Annotated in this window: 22 protein-coding genes; 11 read left to right on the top strand and 11 right to left on the bottom strand. The window is 68.8% G+C overall.

Annotation, left to right across the window (positions count from 1 at the left end; genetic code table 11):
* Nucleotides 1-58: 58 nt before the first annotated feature.
* A complete protein-coding gene (locus tag ACQPYY_RS30230) occupies nt 59-1027 on the bottom strand; it encodes a M23 family metallopeptidase (protein WP_379095720.1) in 969 nt (322 codons plus the stop codon).
* A gap of 854 nt (nt 1028-1881) precedes the next feature.
* On the opposite strand from ACQPYY_RS30230, the gene sucC reads away from it, so the two are divergent.
* The 6 genes from sucC to purH all read left to right on the top strand — a co-directional run bounded on the left by sucC (nt 1882) and on the right by purH (nt 9308).
* Nucleotides 1882-3048: an ADP-forming succinate--CoA ligase subunit beta gene (sucC, locus tag ACQPYY_RS30225; RefSeq protein ID WP_357280711.1), complete on the top strand. Its 1167-nt coding sequence runs from the start codon at nt 1882-1884 to the stop codon at nt 3046-3048.
* 14 nt (nt 3049-3062) lie between these two features.
* The gene (gene sucD, locus ACQPYY_RS30220; protein WP_357280709.1) at nt 3063-3977 is read left to right on the top strand and encodes a succinate--CoA ligase subunit alpha; all 915 of its coding nucleotides are present in this window, start codon (nt 3063-3065) and stop codon (nt 3975-3977) included.
* A gap of 291 nt (nt 3978-4268) precedes the next feature.
* Nucleotides 4269-5261: a DUF5336 domain-containing protein gene (locus tag ACQPYY_RS30215; RefSeq protein WP_433591878.1), complete on the top strand. Its 993-nt coding sequence runs from the start codon at nt 4269-4271 to the stop codon at nt 5259-5261.
* Between the two features lie 120 nt (nt 5262-5381).
* The gene (locus ACQPYY_RS30210; RefSeq protein ID WP_433591877.1) at nt 5382-6998 is read left to right on the top strand and encodes a cell division protein PerM; all 1617 of its coding nucleotides are present in this window, start codon (nt 5382-5384) and stop codon (nt 6996-6998) included.
* A gap of 103 nt (nt 6999-7101) precedes the next feature.
* Nucleotides 7102-7737, top strand: a complete 636-nt coding sequence (purN, locus tag ACQPYY_RS30205; RefSeq protein WP_379092670.1) for a phosphoribosylglycinamide formyltransferase — start codon at nt 7102-7104, stop codon at nt 7735-7737.
* Complete coding sequence (gene purH / locus ACQPYY_RS30200) at nt 7734-9308, top strand: bifunctional phosphoribosylaminoimidazolecarboxamide formyltransferase/IMP cyclohydrolase (protein ID WP_433591876.1); 1575 nt, start codon at nt 7734-7736, stop codon at nt 9306-9308. The genes purN and purH overlap by 4 nt, the downstream gene beginning before the upstream one ends.
* Nucleotides 9309-9400: 92 nt before the next feature.
* Here the strand turns inward: purH and ACQPYY_RS30195 are convergent, their stop codons facing one another.
* On the bottom strand, nt 9401-9859 hold the full coding sequence (locus tag ACQPYY_RS30195) for a hypothetical protein (RefSeq protein WP_433591875.1): 459 nt from the start codon (nt 9857-9859) through the stop codon (nt 9401-9403).
* Nucleotides 9860-10076: 217 nt separating this feature from the next.
* On the opposite strand from ACQPYY_RS30195, the gene ACQPYY_RS30190 reads away from it, so the two are divergent.
* Nucleotides 10077-10637 carry a LysM peptidoglycan-binding domain-containing protein gene (locus tag ACQPYY_RS30190; RefSeq protein WP_379092678.1) on the top strand — a complete coding sequence of 187 codons (561 nt, stop codon included), beginning with the start codon at nt 10077-10079 and terminating at the stop codon, nt 10635-10637.
* A gap of 179 nt (nt 10638-10816) precedes the next feature.
* Here ACQPYY_RS30190 and rpsR read toward each other — a convergent pair whose 3' ends face one another.
* The 4 genes from rpsR to rpmB are packed head-to-tail and all read right to left on the bottom strand — an operon-like array spanning nt 10817 to nt 11846.
* Nucleotides 10817-11071, bottom strand: a complete 255-nt coding sequence (gene rpsR / locus ACQPYY_RS30185; protein ID WP_433591874.1) for a 30S ribosomal protein S18 — start codon at nt 11069-11071, stop codon at nt 10817-10819.
* Nucleotides 11072-11121: 50 nt separating this feature from the next.
* Nucleotides 11122-11427 (bottom strand): 30S ribosomal protein S14, encoded by a 306-nt coding sequence (gene rpsN, locus ACQPYY_RS30180; protein WP_379092682.1) that lies wholly within the window; start codon nt 11425-11427, stop codon nt 11122-11124.
* A gap of 1 nt (nt 11428) precedes the next feature.
* Complete coding sequence (gene rpmG / locus ACQPYY_RS30175) at nt 11429-11599, bottom strand: 50S ribosomal protein L33 (protein ID WP_433591873.1); 171 nt, start codon at nt 11597-11599, stop codon at nt 11429-11431.
* 10 nt (nt 11600-11609) lie between these two features.
* A complete protein-coding gene (gene rpmB, locus ACQPYY_RS30170) occupies nt 11610-11846 on the bottom strand; it encodes a 50S ribosomal protein L28 (protein ID WP_357280687.1) in 237 nt (78 codons plus the stop codon).
* Nucleotides 11847-11955: 109 nt separating this feature from the next.
* Between rpmB and mrf the strand changes: the two genes are divergently transcribed.
* Genes mrf through rpmF form a run of 3 tightly spaced genes read left to right on the top strand, consistent with a single transcriptional unit; the run spans nt 11956 to nt 13707 of the window.
* Nucleotides 11956-13242 (top strand): ribosome hibernation factor-recruiting GTPase MRF, encoded by a 1287-nt coding sequence (mrf, locus tag ACQPYY_RS30165; RefSeq protein ID WP_433591872.1) that lies wholly within the window; start codon nt 11956-11958, stop codon nt 13240-13242.
* 4 nt (nt 13243-13246) lie between these two features.
* Entirely contained in the window at nt 13247-13534 is a 288-nt protein-coding gene (locus ACQPYY_RS30160) for a type B 50S ribosomal protein L31 (protein ID WP_379092691.1), read from the top strand.
* Nucleotides 13534-13707 (top strand): 50S ribosomal protein L32, encoded by a 174-nt coding sequence (rpmF, locus tag ACQPYY_RS30155; RefSeq protein WP_433591871.1) that lies wholly within the window; start codon nt 13534-13536, stop codon nt 13705-13707. Before ACQPYY_RS30160 ends, rpmF begins: the two co-directional genes overlap by 1 nt.
* Before the next feature lie 89 nt (nt 13708-13796).
* Here the strand turns inward: rpmF and ACQPYY_RS30150 are convergent, their stop codons facing one another.
* Together ACQPYY_RS30150 and ACQPYY_RS30145 are read right to left on the bottom strand one after the other, a co-directional pair.
* A complete protein-coding gene (locus ACQPYY_RS30150) occupies nt 13797-14021 on the bottom strand; it encodes a hypothetical protein (protein ID WP_213559337.1) in 225 nt (74 codons plus the stop codon).
* Nucleotides 14022-14313: 292 nt separating this feature from the next.
* Nucleotides 14314-15342, bottom strand: coding sequence for a glycoside hydrolase domain-containing protein (locus ACQPYY_RS30145; RefSeq protein ID WP_433591870.1), 1029 nt, complete (start codon nt 15340-15342; stop codon nt 14314-14316).
* 131 nt (nt 15343-15473) lie between these two features.
* Here ACQPYY_RS30145 and ACQPYY_RS30140 point away from each other — a divergent pair, with 131 nt between their 5' ends.
* Nucleotides 15474-16259, top strand: coding sequence for a VOC family protein (locus ACQPYY_RS30140; RefSeq protein ID WP_433591869.1), 786 nt, complete (start codon nt 15474-15476; stop codon nt 16257-16259).
* A 6-nt stretch (nt 16260-16265) separates the two neighbouring features.
* Here ACQPYY_RS30140 and ACQPYY_RS30135 read toward each other — a convergent pair whose 3' ends face one another.
* From ACQPYY_RS30135 to ACQPYY_RS30125, 3 genes are read right to left on the bottom strand one after another with little or no spacing between them, the layout of a single operon-like run.
* The gene (locus ACQPYY_RS30135; protein WP_433591868.1) at nt 16266-17105 is read right to left on the bottom strand and encodes an MHYT domain-containing protein; all 840 of its coding nucleotides are present in this window, start codon (nt 17103-17105) and stop codon (nt 16266-16268) included.
* Nucleotides 17106-17151: 46 nt separating this feature from the next.
* The gene (locus ACQPYY_RS30130) at nt 17152-17847 is read right to left on the bottom strand and encodes a GTP-binding protein (RefSeq protein WP_379092707.1); all 696 of its coding nucleotides are present in this window, start codon (nt 17845-17847) and stop codon (nt 17152-17154) included.
* Nucleotides 17828-18205, bottom strand: coding sequence for a DUF742 domain-containing protein (locus tag ACQPYY_RS30125; protein ID WP_357092287.1), 378 nt, complete (start codon nt 18203-18205; stop codon nt 17828-17830). The genes ACQPYY_RS30130 and ACQPYY_RS30125 overlap by 20 nt, the downstream gene beginning before the upstream one ends.
* Nucleotides 18206-18217: the final 12 nt, after the last annotated feature.

The following is an 18217-nucleotide window of genomic DNA, read 5'->3' as shown; positions in this document are numbered from 1 at the left end:
CGAGATACGAGAAAGGCGCGTCCCGCAGGACGCGCCTTTTCGCTGTTCCGGGGGCCGGTCAGTCCCTTTCGGGGCCCAGGGAGATGCCGCGGGAGGCCAGCCAGGGCAGCGGGTCGATCTTGTCGACACCGTTGAGCCAGACCTCGAAGTGGCAGTGCGGGCCGGTGGAGAACCCGCGGTTGCCGACCGTGGCGATCTGATCGCCGGCCATCACGCGCTGGCCCTGCGAGACCGTCGCGGTGTCGATGTGGCCGTAGATGGTGACCGTGCCGTCGTCGTGCAGCAGGCGGACCCACATTCCGAAACCCGAAGCGGGCCCGGCCTCGAGCACGGTGCCGTCGGCGACCGCGTAGATCGGGGTGCCGATCGGGGCGGCGATGTCCACACCCTGGTGGGCGACGCCCCAGCGGATGCCGAAGCCGGAGGTGAAGGTGCCCGCGGCGGTGAACTTGGTCCACAGCGGCCGGTACTTCGAGGCCTCCTGGTTGGCCATGTCGGCGGCGAACTGCTTGCCCTTGGCCAGAATGTCGTTGAACTGGTCCAGGTTCGCGGGCGCGTTCGGGTTCAGCACCTGCGGGGAGCCCGCGGTGGTATCGGAACCGCCGACCACGGAGGTCGCGGCGACCTCCTTAACCTGGTTGGCCGCCTGGTAGTCGACATTGCTGCTGTCGCTGGCCGAGGCTTCGATGGTGGCCTGGCCGGCCGCCACGACCGCACCGGCCGCGACCGCGACCACGGCCGCCCGGCCCTTGAGGGCGGTCGGCGGGGCGGGTAGGCGGTGCGAGCCGCCGGCGCGGCGCTTGCCGCCGGTCCGGGCCGGACGCGGCTCGTCGGCCGAATAGTCGTCGAGCGCACCGTGATCGACGCGGGCGCCGTCGCCGGAGAACTGGAGCTTCTCACCGGACGCGGTCTTGAAGCTGTAGACCGGTCGGTAGTTGTCGGAGGGGGTCGGGTCCGCGGTCTGATCCCAGTTGGTCCGCGACTGCGGCGCCCAATCGGTGGGATTCGGTGCGGCCCAGCCGTTCACCGTGGTCTGGGCGTTGTAGTCCCAGTTCGGTTCGGCCTGCCAGTCGTCGGATTCGGCCTGCTGCCACTGCGGGGCCTCGTCCCACTGCTGCTGGGGGTCCCACTGCTGCTGGGGGTCCCACTGCTGCTGGGGGTCACCCCACTGCGCGCCGCCGTTCCAGTCGGCGTCGGACTGCCACTGCGCCTGCGGATCCCACTGGGCCTGCTGGTTCCACTGCTGCGCGGGCTGCTCCCACGGCTGGGCGGGCTGCTCCCACTGGGCGCCGCCGTTCCAGGCCTGGGTCGCGTCCCACTCGCCGTGGGCGACCGCGCTGTGGGTACTGACAGGAGAATCGAATGTCGTTGCGCCGCCGGAATGATCCGCGTCCTCGCGATAGCGGTGGCCGCGGCGGGGCCGGTGCTGCGAAGGGAACGAGCTGTCGCTCAAAGCCTGCCGTCCTCCTGTCCGTGACCGGGTTGTGACATCGACCGCAACGACGGTAACGAAACGATTGCGGCTCAGCAAGCGATGGGACTGCTTCGACACACTGCTGTGACATTCATCACTCGTTTATCCGGAATGTGCTCACTGTGCCTTGGGTAACCGCGTGAGGTTTGTCAACTACGCCACGTAGTAGCCAGTGTCACGCTCCGGGATTCGCTGGCTCCACCTGGCACCGGGTCAACAAGCTACCCGTCAGTAGCATTGACGAGGGGTTTTCCACTCCCGGAGACAATCCCGTGACCTGCGCCACTTAGGCTGTATGCGGCTGATTTCCGCTCCATGTGACTGATTAGAGTCCGAGCCGACCCGCCTCCGACGACGGGCCGCCAACCAAGACGTTGTCACAACAACGCAGACGAGACGGTGAGTACATGGATCTCTTCGAATATCAGGCGAAGGAACTCTTCGTGAAGCACGGAGTGCCTTCGTCGGAGGGCCGCGTCACGGACTCGGCCGAGGACGCCCGTGCGATCGCGGAAGAAATCGGCAAGCCGGTGATGATCAAGTCGCAGGTCAAAGTCGGTGGCCGCGGCAAGGCCGGTGGCGTGAAGTACGCCGCCACCCCGGACGACGCCTTCACCCACGCGACCAACATCCTGGGCCTGGACATCAAGGGCCACATCACCAAGAAGGTCCTGGTCGCCGAGGCCAAGGACATCGCGGCGGAGTACTACATCTCCTTCCTGCTGGACCGCTCCAACCGCACCTACCTGGCCATGTGCTCGGTCGAGGGCGGCATGGAGATCGAAGAGGTCGCCGCCACCAAGCCGGATCGTCTGGCCAAGGTGCCGGTCGACGCGGTCAAGGGCGTGGACCTGGCCTTCGCGCGCAGCATTGCCGAGCAGGGCCACCTGCCGGCCGACATCCTGGATGCCGCGGCGGTCACCATCCAGAAGCTGTGGGAAGTCTTCATCAAGGAAGACGCCACCCTGGTCGAGGTCAACCCGCTGGTGCGCACCCCCAACGACGAGATCCTGGCCCTCGACGGCAAGGTCACCCTGGACGAGAACGCCGAGTTCCGCCACGCCGACCACGCCGAGTTCGCGGACATCGACGCCACCGACCCGCTCGAGCTCAAGGCCAAGGAGAACGACCTCAACTACGTCAAGCTCGACGGTGAGGTCGGCATCATCGGCAACGGCGCGGGTCTGGTCATGTCGACCCTCGACGTCGTCGCGTACGCCGGTGAGAACCACGGCGGCGTGAAGCCCGCCAACTTCCTCGACATCGGTGGCGGCGCCTCGGCTGCCGTCATGGCCGCCGGCCTCGACGTCATCCTGGGCGACGCCCAGGTCAAGTCCGTGTTCGTGAACGTCTTCGGTGGCATCACCGCCTGTGACGCGGTCGCGAACGGCATCGTCGGCGCGCTGAACACCCTGGGCGCCGAGGCCAACAAGCCGCTGGTCGTGCGCCTCGACGGCAACAAGGTCGAGGAGGGTCGCAAGATCCTCGCCGACTTCAACCACCCGCTGGTGACTCTCGCTCAGACCATGGACGAAGGCGCCGACAAGGCCGCCGAACTGGCCGCCGCCAAGTAAGGACACGAACCCACATGTCTATCTTCCTGAACAAGGACAACAAGGTCATCGTCCAGGGCATCACCGGCGGTGAGGGCACCAAGCACACCGCTCTGATGCTGAAGGCGGGCACCAACGTGGTCGGCGGTGTCAACGCCCGCAAGGCCGGCACCACCGTGTCGCACGTGGACAAGGACGGCAACACCGTCGAGCTCCCCGTGTTCGCTTCCGTGGCCGAGGCCATGGAGAAGACCGGCGCCGACACCTCCATCGCGTTCGTTCCCCCGGCCTTCTCGAAGGACGCCATCATCGAGGCCATCGACGCGGAGATCCCGCTGCTCGTGGTCATCACCGAGGGCATCCCGGTGCAGGACACCGCGTACGCGTGGGCCTACAACGTCGAGAAGGGTCAGAAGACCCGCATCATCGGCCCGAACTGCCCCGGCATCATCACCCCGGGTGAGTCGCTGGTCGGCATCACCCCGGCCAACATCGCGGGCAAGGGCCCGATCGGCCTGGTCTCCAAGTCGGGCACCCTGACCTACCAGATGATGTACGAGCTGCGGGACTTCGGTTTCTCCACCGCCATCGGCATCGGCGGCGACCCGGTCATCGGCACCACCCACATCGACGCCATCGAGGCGTTCGAGAAGGACCCGGAGACCAAGCTCATCGTCATGATCGGCGAGATCGGCGGCGACGCCGAGGAGCGGGCCGCGGCCTATATCCAGGCCAACGTCACCAAGCCGGTCGTCGGCTACGTCGCGGGCTTCACCGCCCCGGAGGGCAAGACCATGGGCCACGCCGGCGCCATCGTCTCCGGCTCCGCCGGTACCGCCCAGGCCAAGAAGGACGCCCTCGAGGCCGCGGGCGTGAAGGTCGGCAAGACCCCGTCCGAGACCGCCGCCCTCGCGCGCGAGATCCTGGAGAAGGCTTCCATCAGCGCTTGATGGTTCTCGTGCCCCGCTGATGCCGATGCGGGCCGCAGGCCCACCTGCTCCCCATGGCTGATACGAAGGCCGCCTGTCGAATTCGACAGGCGGCCTTCGTGATTCGCGGGAGTGTGAGCAACGCGTCGTGCGCCGGGCGTTTGGGGACGCGCGGGGGCGGGTACTGCCGTCGGGTACTGCGCCGAATCGGCTATTGCGGTAGAGGCACGGGTGGTGGTAGATGCTGCCACCGGCCGCTGCGTGCAGTAGCGTCGGTGGAAGTTCGTGAACGACTCGATAGGAGACGACGACATGGCTTACCCGACCGGGGGCTCGGGATACAACGCGCCCCAGCCGACGCCTTCCTCCGGTTCCGGATTCGGCGCGGGCGCTCCCGCGGCCGGTTCGGGAACCTCGCCTGTTGCGGGCAAGGGGCTGCCTTTCTTCCTGACCGTCGGCGTCGCCGCGCTCGGCGTCCTCAACTTCCTGCTGGGCTTCGCGCCCTATGTCGGCACCAAGGCCGTCGAGATCGGCAACACCCGGGTCGGCGGTGACACCACCTTCAGCCTGTTCGAGAGCGCGGGCTCCGCGGCGCTGGTGACGCTCCTGCTGATCGCCGGCCTGGTGGCCGGGCTGTCCCTGCTGCCCAAGCAGAGCGGCAACACCGGTCTGGCGGCGGCGGCCTCGCTGGGTGCGTTCCTGGGAATCCTGTTCGGCTCCTTCAACCTCGGCGACAGTATGACGCTGAAGTGGGGCGGCTGGGTGATCCTGTTCCTGTCGTTCGTGCAGGCCGTGGTCGCGGTGCTGGCGCTGCTGTTCGAGGCCGGCATCGTCAAGGCGCCGGAGCCGAAACCGGCCGCGCCGCAGGGTGGTTTCGGTCAGCAGCCGCAGCAGCCGTTCAGCCAGACCGGCCCGCAGTCCTACCAGCAGCCGTCGTACGGTCAGCAGGGCGGTTTCGGCCAGCAGCCGCAGCAGTCCTTCGGCCAGCCCGCCCAGCCCGCCTACGGTCAGCAGCCGTCGTACGGTCAGCAGGCCGGGTACGGTCAGCAGCCCGCGGGCTACGGCACCGGTTCGCAGCCGACCTACGGTCAGCAGCAGCCCGGGTACGGTCAGCAGCCGCAGCAGTCCTTCGGCCAGCAGCCGTCCTACGGCGCGCAGCAGCAGCCCGCGGGCAGCGCGGACGCGACCCAGCACTTCGGCGGTCAGCAGCAGCAGCGCCCGGCGCAGCCGTTCGGTGGCGAGCAGGCGGCCGATCCGGCCGCGGACGCCACCCGCGCCTTCCGTCCGGGCCAGGACGACAAGTAGTTTTCCGCGTCAAAGGTGCGGCCTCCGGTATCCGACCGGGGGCCGTTCTCTTTGCCCGCGCGCCGCTCGCCCGGCGCGCCTGACCCTACGGTTTCCGAGATGCTGCCACGCTGGTTGTCCATGAGTGCCCCGAGAACTGCCCTGGCTCGCCTGAGCGACCCCGACCTGCGGGCGCCGCGGCGGCCGCGGGTGCAGCGGGGTGGGGGCGACGGCGGGGGATTCGGTTCGCTCACCCCGGAATTCGCGCGGGTCCTGATGCTGGTGGCGGCGCGGGCGTCGGCCATCACGCTGCTGATCATCTTCATCCTGGTGTACGCCACGTTGTTCGCGTCCGGCGGCGGCATGGGCGGCTCGTCCGGGGCGATCGCCGCGAGCTGGCTTGCGGTGCACCAGGTTCCGCTGGTCATCGGCAAGACCGGGATCGGCCTGTGGCCGCTGCTGCCGACCTTCCTGATGCTGTGGCTGGTGGCCCGCGACAGCGCCCAGGCCGCCGACTCCGACTGCGAGATCCGCGATCTGGGTTGGGTGCTGGGCGCGGCCGTCGGCGGTCCGCTGCTGATCACCGCGGTCTGCCTGGCGGTGGCCGAGGACGCGGCGGCCCTGGTGCCGCTGCAACCGCCGGACACCCTGGCCGCGTTCGCCTGGGTCGCCTGGCTGAATCTGCTGGCCGCCATGGCCGGTATCGGTTCGCGCCGGTGGCGCGAGTTCGCGGAACTGCTGCCGATTCCGCTGCCGGACTGGGTGGTTCCCGGCGCCCGGGCGGGTGCGCTGGCCGCCGGCCGGCTGCTGGCGGCCGCTGCCGTGCTGACCGTGGTGTCGTTCCTGGCGCACTGGTCCCGGATCGGCGACACCTATCACGCGGCCGCCGGAAGCGTCTCCGGCGCACTGGGTTTGACGCTGCTGTCGCTGGCCTACCTGCCGAATATCGCGGTCGACGGGGTGAGCCTGCTGGTCGGCGGGCAGGTGCGGATCGGCCCGGGATCGTTGAGCCTGTTCGCGATCGACGGTGCGCCGGTGCCCGCGGTGCCGGTGGCGGCCGCGGTGCCGTCGGGTCCGGTGGCGCTGTGGTGGCTGGTGCTCTTGCTGGCGCCCGCGGCGATCGGCGTGCTGTCGGGGCTGGAATGCGGTCGCACCTCCCGGGATCGGGCGACCGCGCCGTGGGCGACGCTGACCGCCGCCGGGGTCGCGGCCGTGGGCATGGCGCTGCTGGGCGCGCTGGCCGGCGGCGAGCTCGGCACCTTCGGCCGGATCGGCCCGGCCGCGCTGAGCGCGGTGCTGGTGTTCGTGTGGTTCGCGGTGGCCGGATACGTGGGCCTGCTCGGTGCGCGCTGGTTCGGCGGCCCGGCCACTGCGCCCGCCGTCGCCGACGACGAGTACGCGGATGACGAGTACGACGACTACGCGGACGACGGCTACGAGTACGCGGACGACGAGTACGAGGACGACTACGCCGACGACGACTACGCCGAAGGCGAGTATGCCGACGACGACTACGACGACGAGTACGACGACTACGGCGACGAACTCGGGGAGGACGCCCCCGCCCCCGCCTCGGCGCCCGGTACCGGCCACCACGCCGAGAGCGGCTGGTACGACGACGAGGATCTCGACGACGCCCTGGACGCCGAACTGGTCGACGACCAGGACGACGACGGGTCCGCCGCCGGTGTGAAATCCGCCGACAACCCCGACATCGTCGACGCGGAAGTGGTAGAGGGAGACCTGCCGGACAAGTAGCCGGTGCACGGTCGTTAGGCTGTTGGTCGGCGGATAGCTTCCCGCTGTCCCTTCCCCGCCCCGATCGACAGGGAGTAGTGCGCTGACGTCCACGCCCGCCCCGATGTTGCCGCCGACCGCACCCGCGTCCGTCGTGGTGCTCGCCTCCGGCACCGGGTCCCTGCTGCGTTCCCTGTTGGAAGCGACCCGGCAGCCGGGCTACCCGGCGCGGGTGGTCGCCGTGGGCGTGGATCGCGACTGCGCCGCCCTGGAGCACGCCGAGGCGTTCGACGTCTCCTCGTTCAAGGTCGCGCTGGGCGAGTTCGCCGACCGTGCCGAATGGGATCGGGCGCTGACCGAGATCGTGGCCGCCTTCGCACCGGATCTGGTGGTGTCGGCGGGCTTCATGAAGATCCTGGGTCCGGCTTTCATGGACCGTTTCGGCGGTCGCATCATCAATACCCATCCCGCGCTGCTGCCCGCGTTCCCGGGTGCGCACGGCGTGCGGGACGCGCTCGCCTACGGCGTGCGGGTGACCGGTTCGACCGTGCACCTGGTCGATTCGGGCATCGACACCGGGCCGATCCTGGCGCAGGAGGCGGTCACCGTGCTGCCCGATGACGACGAGGCGACCCTGCACGAGCGCATCAAGGTCGTGGAGCGCCGGCTGCTGGCGGAGACCGTCGCCGCCGTCGCTACCCGAGGCATTGTCTCCGATGGACGAAAGGCAGTTATCCCAGATGAGCGAGTTCTCCGGTGAGTGAACGCAAGCCGATCAAGCGGGCCCTCGTAAGCGTCTACGACAAGACCGGGCTGATCGAACTGGCTACCGGTCTGCACCAGGCGGGCGTGGAGCTGGTCTCCACCGGTTCGACCGCCGGCAAGATCGCCGACGCCGGCATTCCGGTCACCAAAGTCGAAGACCTGACCGGTTTCCCGGAGACCCTGGACGGCCGGGTCAAGACACTGCACCCCCGCGTGCACGCCGGCATCCTGGCCGACACCCGCAAGGAAGAGCACGTCGACCAGCTGGTCGAGCTCGGTGTCGAGGCCTTCCAGCTCGTCGTGGTGAACCTGTACCCGTTCACCCAGACCGTGGCCTCGGGCGCGAGCGTCGACGAGTGCGTGGAGCAGATCGACATCGGCGGCCCGTCCATGGTGCGCGCCGCCGCCAAGAACCACCCGTCGGTCGCGGTGGTCGTCAACACCGGTGACTACGCCGAGGTGATCGCCGCCGTGGCGCAGGGTGGTTTCACCCTCGCCGAGCGGACCGCCCTGGCGGCCAAGGCTTTCCAGCACACCGCCACCTACGACGTGGCCGTCGCCAGCTGGATGACCAGTGTCGCGGTTCCGGCCGTGGCGCCGGAATCGGCTGCCGCGCAGCAGTTCCCGGAGTGGATCGGCGGCACCTGGCAGCGCGAGGACGTGCTGCGTTACGGCGAGAACCCGCATCAGGCGGCCGCGCTGTACACCAGCCAGGGCGGCCCGCGCGGGCTGGCGCAGGCGCGGCAGTTGCACGGCAAGGAGATGTCGTACAACAACTACACCGACGCGGACGCCGCCTGGCGCGCCGCCTACGACTTCGACGCTCCGGCCGTGGCGGTCATCAAGCACGCCAACCCGTGCGGCATCGCGGTCGGCGCGGATATCGCCGAGGCGCATCGCAAGGCGCACGCCACCGACCCGGTCTCCGCCTACGGCGGCGTGATCGCGGCCAACCGTGAGGTCTCGGTCGAGATGGCCGAGCAGGTCGCCGAGATCTTCACCGAGGTCGTGGTGGCCCCGTCCTATGCCGACGGCGCGGTGGAGGTGCTGGCGCGCAAGAAGAACGTGCGCGTGCTGGTGGCCGACCCGGCCCAGCGCAAGGGCGCGGAGCTGCGTCCGGTCAGCGGCGGCGCGCTGCTGCAGGACCGTGACATCCTCGACGCCGAAGGCGACAGCGCCGCCAACTGGACTCTCGCCGCGGGCGAGGCGGCCGACGAGGCCACCCTGCGTGACCTCGAATTCGCTTGGCGCGCTTGCCGTGCCGTGAAGTCCAACGCCATCCTGCTGGCCGACGACGGCGCGGCCGTGGGCGTCGGCATGGGCCAGGTCAACCGGGTCGACTCCTGCAAGCTGGCGGTGGAGCGGGCCGGGGAGCGGGCCAAGGGTTCGGTGGCCGCGTCCGACGCGTTCTTCCCGTTCTCGGACGGCCCGCAGATCCTGGTGGCGGCCGGCGTGCGCGCCATCGTGCACCCGGGCGGTTCCATCCGCGACAAGGACACCATCGACCTGTGCCGTGAGGCCGGAGTCACCTTGTACCTCACCGGATCTCGTCACTTCGCGCACTGAGCGTGAGTCGGCGGTGACGCGGTAGCGGTACCACGAGATCGGGACAGGGCCCGGATCGCCTATGCGGTCCGGGCCCTGTCGCGTATGCGGGATTACGTGGCGCTCAATACTTTCCGATCGCCGAGTGGGGACTTCAGTGGCACCTCGAGGGTGCCGAAGACGGCGATCATGGTGCACATCTTGCCGACCGCGTCGGCGCGGGTGCCCGAGCGCAGGTCCACGGTGACGGTGGACGAGGTCTCGGTGACGCTCGCGTCCACGCCGTAGCATTCGGGGGAGCCGGTCTGGAAGTTGACGGCGATCTTGTCGGGGGCGACGCGGGTCCAGCTGTCGAACGGAATGCCGTGCGGGCTCACGATGGTCGGGTCGGCGGTGAACTCGCGTCCGATCTGTCCGCTCGTGGCTTCGGTGGGCGTGGCGGCGGTGGTGGTCGCGCCGGTGCTGCTGGAGGTGGTGCCGCCGTTGCCGGAGTTCCCGCAGGCGGTGAGGCTGAGCCCGATCAGAGTGGCTGCGGCGGCAGCGATCAGGCGGCGTGCCCGTATCCCGTACATGGCTGACACCCTAATGTCCCGCCACCGCACGACCGGTCCGGAGCGCCGTGTAAGCCCAGCCGGCGAATTTCTGGCGAAGACACGCCGAAATCTTCGCAGAACCGGCGCGTAACGATGCGGTGACGGGGGCGGAGTCGGTACTGTCGTCCCCAGATGTGCGAATGCAGTTCCGCGACATCGTCTTATCTCATGTTCCCCCCTCCCGAAAGGACGCACCGTGGGCGACTCGTTGAAGGTTGGCGAAGAACTCGGTCGTGGTCAGTCGCTGCAAGGCGGCGCGTACACCCTGACTCTGCAAGATGATGGCAACCTGGTGCTGTCCGACCCGAGTGGCAAGGTCGAATGGGCTTCCGGCACCAACGGTCAGGGCGTCGTGAAGGCGACCCTGCAGGATGACGGCAACTTCGTCCTCTACAAGGAGGACGGCGCCGCCTGGTCCACCGAGACCAATGGCAAGAGCGCGGAGCGCCTGGTCGTGCAGGCCGACCGCAATGTGGTGCTGTACGGCTCCGACGGCGGCTCGCTGTGGTCGTCGGGCACCAACACCGACAACCCGCTCCCCGCTCCGGAGCCGGTCCAGACCCAGGCCGCCGCGGTCGAGGATGTCCCCCCGCCGCCGCCCGCCGCCCAGACCTACACCGTCGAGCCGGGTGACACCCTGTGGGCCATCGCCGAGCGCTTCTACGGCGACGGCAACCGCTACCAGGAGATCGCCAACGCGTCGGGTGTCGACAACCCCGACCTGATTCAGCCCGGCCAGGTGCTGACCATCCCGTAAATCGCGGCTCCGCCACGTGAACGAGAACGAGGCCCCCGAGTGCAAAAAGCACTCGGGGGCCTCGGATTTGGGGTGGACGGGCCGTGCCGTCGCTCCCGCTCACGCCTCTGCCGGGGTTTCAGGGAGTACCCCCTGAGCGTCCGAGAGTTGTTCCCATTCCTGGGCTTTCGCTCCGCGGGCTATCGGCTCGTGAAGGGCAGCAAGGCCATTTCGCGGGCATTCTTCACGGCCACCGCCACCTGGCGCTGCTGCTGCGGGGTCAGTCCCGTCACGCGGCGGCTGCGGATCTTGCCGCGGTCGGAGATGAACGTGCGGAGCAGGTTCACGTCCTTGTAGTCGACGGTCTCGATGCCGGCCGCGATGAGGGGGTTCTTCTTCGGACGGCGGGCCTGCTCGGCCCGCATCTTCTTCGACGGTGCTCGCTTCACTGCCATGTCAGCGGTTCCTCACTCACGCGGTGTCGTTGTCAACGAATGGTGGATGCTTACCAGCTCGATTTGTGCACACCGGGCAGCTCTCCTCGATGAGCCATCGCGCGAACCCGCACACGCGAGAGGCCGAACTTGCGGAGATGGCCGCGGGGGCGTCCGTCCGCGGCGTCCCGATTGCGCAATCGTACCGGACTGGCATCGCGCGGCAGCTGCTGTAAGGCGGACTGCGCGGCCGCCCGCTGGGCGTCGCTGCTGGTCGGTTTGCGGATGATCTCCTTGAGCTCCGCGCGCCGCCCGGCCCAGCGTTCCACGATCAGTTTGCGCTCTTCGTTTTTGGCGATCTTGGACTTCTTCGCCATATCACCGGTCCTCGCGGAAGTCGACGTGCCGGCGGACGACCGGGTCGTACTTCTTCAGGACCAGCCGGTCGGGGTCGTTGCGCCGGTTCTTGCGCGTGACGTAGGTGTAGCCGGTCCCGGCGGTGGACTTCAGCTTGATGACGGGCCGGATGTCAGTCGATTTCGATGCCATCGTCTTCCTTTCAGATCTTCTCGCCGGCGGCGCGCAGGCGAGCGACGACCGCTTCGATGCCGTCGCGGTCGATGACCTTGATGCCCTTGGCCGAGACCCGCAGCGTGATGCGGCGGTCCTCGCTGGGCAGGTAGTAGGTCTTGCGCTGGATGTTGGGGTCCCAGCGCCGGTTGGTCCGCGTGTGCGAGTGCGATACGGACTTGCCGAAGCCCGGCTTGCGGCCGGTGACCTGGCAGATGGCCGACATGGGCACTCCCTTCGGGGTAGACGATATTGACAATCGTTTTCGACAACGAACTTATTCCACGGTACATTGACTCCCCAGTAATTGAAAATCATTGTCGAAAGGGGGACCGGTGGCGTCCCAACGCAAGCCTGTGCTCGTCCTCGCGGGACTCCCCGGACGCGCGGCCGACGGTGTCGAGCAGGCCGCGCGCCTGCTGGGCGCCGAGCCCGGCACCGTCGTGGTCCGGCACGACCTGAGCGAACTGCGTGAGGGTGTGGTGCGCCGGACGGTTCGTCTCGACGGGCGCGAGACCGTCACCGTGCTGGAACTCGCGCACGGTTGCGTCTCCTGCACCCTGCGCGCCGACCTGCTGCCCTACCTGTGTCAGCTCGCCGAACGGGATTCGGTGCGGCGCATCGTGCTCGCGCTGGATCCGGCCTTCGAAGCCGAAGCGGTGTGCCAGGCCGTCAATGACGTGGTGGTGACCGGTGTGCTCGGTCGCGTCGACGGCCCGGCCGCCCGCAGCGTCCGCATCGATACCGTCCTCACCTGCGTCGACGCCCGCGACTGGCTGGCCGACGCCACCGGCGACGAGACCCTCGCCGAGCGCGGCCATGTCACCGCGGAGGACGAGCGCACCGTGGCGCAGCTGGCCGTCGGCCAGGCCGAGTTCGCCGATGCCCTGCTGGTTTTCGACTCCGGAGCCGACCTGCTCGACCGGGAGCGCACGACCGCCGTGCTGGCCCGGCTGTCCCCGCGCGCCCCGATCAGCTGGGTAGCCGACCCCGCCACCCTCGACGTCGACGATCTGACCTGGCTATTGCGCCGGGTGCCCGACGACGCGCGCCGCGGCGCGGCCTTCGATCCGCACGCCCCGCTGCTGGCGGGCGCACCGCCGTTGGAGCCGGATTGTGGTGTGGCGCTGCTGGAATTCGCCACCGACCGCCCCTTTCACCCCGATCGACTGCATTCGGCCATCGATGTGCTGCTGGAGGGCGTGGTGAGCGCGCGGGGCCGGGCCTGGCTGGCCACCCAGCCCGACGAGGTGGTGTGGCTGGAATCGGCGGGCGGCGGGCTGCGCGTCGGCGGCGCCGGAAAGTGGCTCGCGGCCATGACATCCCGCGAGCTGGGCGAGGTGGACCCGGAACGCCGCGTGCTGGCCTCGCTGCGCTGGCACGAGCACTTCGGCGACCGCCACACCTCGCTGGTGATCCTGGTCGCCGACGCCGACGCCGACGAGATCCGGAACGCGCTGCATTGGGCGCTGGTGGACGAGGACGAACTGCGGCAGGTGCGCTTCGCCCCGGAACGGGTCGCGCTGTGGGTCGACCCGTTCGGCGATCAGCACGAGGAGCCGTGCGACACCACCCGCTCGACACCCGCCGGCGACGGCAAGACCCGCAACAACGAAAGGTGAAGTGATGAAACAGGGAATCCACCCCGACTACCACCCGGTGGTCTTCCAGGACGTGGGCACCGGCAAATGCTTCCTGACCCGTTCCACCGCGGTCTCCACCCGCACCATCGAGTGGTCGGACGGTAATACCTACCCGCTGCTGGTGGTGGACGTGACCGCCGATTCCCACCCGTTCTGGACCGGGAATCAGCGCGTCCTGGACACCGCGGGCCGCGTGGAGAAGTTCGAGCGCCGCTACGGCAAACGCGTTCGAGGAAACCGTGATTCGATCACCGGAGAGGAGAACGCCTGATGGCCGTTCCGAAGCGCAGGATGTCGCGCGCGAACACCCACAGCCGCCGTTCGCAGTGGAAGGCGAGCCCGCCGGATCTGGTGCCGGTCACGGTCGGGGGAGTGGTGCGTAGGGTGCCGCGGCGGCTGCTGCGAGCCGTCGAACGCGGGCTGATCGATCCCGGGAAACTCTGAGTTCGAGAAGACCGCGGGTCGTGGGGGTTCGGGGGCTTGGCCCCCCGAACCTCCCCACTGCTGCGGGTCCGGGGTTCCCCCGGGGCCCGTCAGCCCTCCTTCGCGGCCAGGTCCACCAGGGTGGCGGCGAGACGGAAGTACTTGTTCTTGCCGAGGTCGGCGATGGTCTTCACACCGAGCGCCTCGAGCAGCTGGGCGTCGTGCTTCTCGGTGAGTCCGGCGAGCGCCGACGGCGGCGCGGCCAGGATGTCGTCGAGAGACTTGGATTCGTAGGCCTTGTCGAGAGCTTTGTCGAGTACCACGTTGACGGCCACGAGAGCCTCCTTCGTCTGGAACTGGAGCAAGAGAACGGACGAGCCCGACAATAGCGTTGAAGTTGCTGTCCCACCAGTGATCTGCTCAGGTGTTGCGGAGGCCCCGGTCACGGGTGGACTTTTCGCGAGGGTGCGAAAAAGTCTTCCTAAAGTTGTGAAGTCGTGGCCTGGTGACGGTATTCTCGTGCCTTGAGGGCGGGTTCTTCTGATTACAGGAGAACCCGCTCATCGCCACTTCAGAGGCCGTTTCGGGTTCTTCCCTCGACGGGGAGAATCCGACAATTCACCCAATCTAACTGTCGGATAAGGCTTTCGGTGCGGAACTCGCCGAGGCTGATCCATTCGCGGCCTTATCACCGGAATGTCCGTTCGGTCCGGTTCCCCAGCCCGGCAACGGCACATCCGGCAGCAACTGCTCGAGCTTTGCCAGCTGATCGGCGAACGCGGTGGCCGGACCCTCGACGAGCGAGAACGGGAAGGGCCAGTGCCCCTTGCCCGCCACCCGCGCCAGTTCCTCCTTCAACTCGGCGGTGGTGGCTTCGAGTTCGCTGATCTCGGTGCGCAGTTCGTCGATCCGCGTGAGCGCGGCCGCCAGCCCGTCCACCACCGTCCGGTTGCGGCCCTGGGCATCGGTGCCCAGCTGCGGCCAGCCGTTGAGGCCGGGTCCGCGCAGCTGGATCTGGATGTCGTGCAATGCCGCGTCCTGTTCGGGTGTCAAGTCGGGTTCCTCCGTTTCCACATCCCACTGGCCGAAATCGATTCGGTCGGTTTGATTCACATCGCATTCCACGCCGTCGACGATCACCTGCTCGCCGTTCTGGTAGATCGCGATCCGCGGATCCACCCGCCCGCCCGACCACGCCACCGTCTGCCACGCCCAGGTCGCCGTCCCGGCGTCCAGCGCCCGGCTCACCGGCCAATACCCGCCGTAGATACCGACATTCGAGCGTCCGAGGACACTCGCCGCGCCGTCCAGGTAGGCGTCGATCGGCACCTGCTGTTGCGGGGTGGCGTCGAAATCCGCGGAGAAGTAGATCGGCCGATCCGTCCGCCCGCCGCAGCGCAGCATCTGCGCCAGCGCGGCGCGCGCGTCGGTGACGCCCGCGCCGTAGCCGTCCAGCATGCGGGCGGCGGTGGTCTCCCAGTTCGCGACGATGGAAATCCCGTGTGCGCGCAGGTCATCCGCTTCGGCGGGGGTGAGCAGCTTGCCCGGCAGCGAGGGGCCGCCCTCGGACAGGTAGCGAACCACGAAGTCGTAGCCGTTGGCCGTGATGGCACTCGGCGCGGGCCGACCTGCGGCGTAGTCCAGCCCGAAACGCATGACTCCCACTGTAATTCGACGGCGGCGCCGCCGGGAGCCGAATCCGAACCATCGCGGCGATCGATCGAGAGTGGTTGACTGGGGACGCTTTGTGAGGTGCGTCACTGATGAGTGGGAACGGAGATTCGTAAATGCCTGTACGCGACGAGGCGTGGCCGCCCGGAACACCGTGCTGGGTCGACTGTCAGGTCGACGATCCGGCCAAGGCCGGCGAGTTCTACGCCGGACTGTTCGGCTGGGACATGCAAGGCGGCGGGGAGGAGTCGGGCGGCTACCTGATGGCGCTGCGGGACGGCCGCGCGGTGGCGGGCATCGGGCCCAAACCCGAGGCCGGGGTGCCCTCGGCGTGGACCACGTACTTCGCGGTGGCCGACGCCGACGCGTGCGCGCGGCAGGTGACCGCGGCGGGCGGCCGCCTGCTGGTTCCCGCCTTCGACGTGATGGAGTTCGGCCGCATGTTCGTGGCCGCCGACGCCTCCGGCGCGCCCTTCGCGGTGTGGGAGGCCCGCGCCCACGACGGCGCGGCCGTGTACAACGAGCACGGCGCCTATGTCTGGAACGACTTGCACACCGGCGATTTCGCGGCCGCGAAGTCCTTCTACGCGGCGGTCTTCGGCTTCAACTTCGCCGAATTCGACGACGAGACAACGCGATACGCCACCTTCACTCCGCCCGGCGAGACCGGCTCGGTCGGCGGCATCAACGACGACAGCGTGAACGGCGTCGCCCCCGCCCAGCCCTACTGGCTGACCTGGTTCCAGTCCGAGGACATCGATTCCGGCCTTACCCGCGCCGTGGAACTGGGCGCGACCGTGCTCATGTCCGCCACCGACGGACCGTTCGGCCGGATGGCCATCATGGCCGCGCCCCAGGGCGAGCTGTTCGGTCTGCTCGATCCCCGGGACGTGCCGCGCTAGTGCGGATCAGAGCATCGATTCCGGTCGGCGCGCACCCTGCTGCTGCGACGCCGCGGCGTGCTGCGAGGCCGCCTGCAGCGACGTGCTGTGCGCGACCGCCGGATCGGGGGCCGCCATCGGGGCGCGGGCCTCGCGCCGGTCCGGGGCGACCAGGATGGCGGTGATCGGAATCGCCAGCGACAGCGTGCCGATGATGAAGAACGGCACGAAGAAGGTGAACAGCACATTCCCCTGCGGCGCGGGCGCGTTCGGGTCCACGTGCACCTGCAGCCCGGTCAGTCCGGCGTAATGCATGCTGGTCACGAGGACCGCGTACACCACCGCGCCGGCCAGCACCATCGGCACCGAACCGACCCACAGGCTGAACCACAGGGTGAGCGCCGAGAGCACGAACGCGATCGCGTACACCGCGACGGTGGACACCAGGCCGCGGTCCGCGGTGCCCTGGATCCGGATGGCGCCCAGCAGCAGCTGGTGCACGTCGCCGATCCCGAAGGCCATCACGGCCGCCGCGACCAGCAGCCGCCACCACACCAGCGTCTTGCCGGTGATCAGCAGCGCCAGGAACACGGTGATCGCCGACAGCACCGAGAACAGCGTGATCGACAGGTTGTCGTAGCGCAGCTGGGTGCCGCGCACATCGAAACCGAGCATGGAGACGAACACCGGCATGGCGACCCCGACGCCGCCGATCGACACCGCCGCCACGAAAAGCCATACGATCCGGAACTTCTGGGTCACCGACTTGGTGGACTGCCGAATGCACGCCAGCCCGCAGGCCGCCCCCGCGAACGACACGATCACCGCCAGCGCGAGCACCCAGTAGCCCATCGAGAAGTAGATCATCCAGACACCCCTGTCCTTCGTAAGCCCGAACCCGGATGGGCGAACGTCAGCCGCGCTGCGCGGTCTCGCGCTGCGCCACCATCAACCGTTCGATCGCGTATTCGGTGACCGCGGCCAGCGACCGCCGCACCTCGACCGGGTCGCGCGCGTCGATGTCCACGATCGGCACGCCCTCGCGGACACTGAGCGCTTCGCGCAGCTCGGCGACCGGGAAGCGCGGCGCGTCCGGGAAGCGGTTGACCGCGATCAGGAACGGCAGCGACTTGGCCTCGAAGAAGTCCACGGCCGCGAAGCTGTCCTCGATGCGGCGGGTGTCGACCAGCACGACCGCGCCGATGGCGCCCTTGATCAGGTCGTCCCACATGAACCAGAACCGCCGCTGTCCGGGCGTGCCGAACAGGTACAGCACCAGGTTGCCGGGCAGGATGATGCGCCCGAAATCCATGGCCACGGTGGTGGTTTCCTTGCCGGGCGTGGCGGCGAGGTCATCGACCCCGTCCGAATAGCCGGTCACCATGGCCTCGGTGCGCAGCGGCACGATCTCGGAGACCGCGCCGACGAAGGTGGTCTTGCCCGCGCCGAATCCGCCCGCCACGACGATCTTGGTCGACGCGGTGCGCGACTCCTCGCCCGGCCGCGGCGGATACTGCAGTCCCGGGTTCGGGAACTGCCCGGTGGTGTACGCCGGCCCCCCGTGCGGGCCGGCGGGGTAGCCTCCGCCGTTATAGGGCGCGGAGTCCATGCAGGGTCCTCTCCATCAGGGAGCGGCGCTCGTCGAAGGTCGCCTGATCGCTCAAAGTCGAATGCACACGCAGGGTTCCGGCGACCACCAGATCGCCGATGACGACCCGGACCATGCCCAGCGGACGGCCCAGGTGCGCCGCGATCTCGGCGACCGAGAGCCGGGCCGTGCCCAGCCGCAGGATCTCGGTGCGCACGTCGCCGGCGGGCCAGTCGAAGTGGGCGGTGTAGGACAGGGTCTCGACGACCGCTTCCAGCGGTAGCTCGACCGCCGGCTCGGTACGGCCGGAGGTCAACGCGTAGGGACGAACTCGGGTGGTCGGTGGCCGGTTACCGCCACCGCCATGAGGATTGGTCATTTGCGGCTCATC

The organism is Nocardia sp. CA-145437 (genome assembly GCF_050956485.1).
Taxonomy (GTDB): domain Bacteria; phylum Actinomycetota; class Actinomycetes; order Mycobacteriales; family Mycobacteriaceae; genus Nocardia.
The sequence above is the reverse complement of the archived record's forward strand: the minus strand, read 5'-3'. Positions and strand labels throughout refer to the sequence as shown.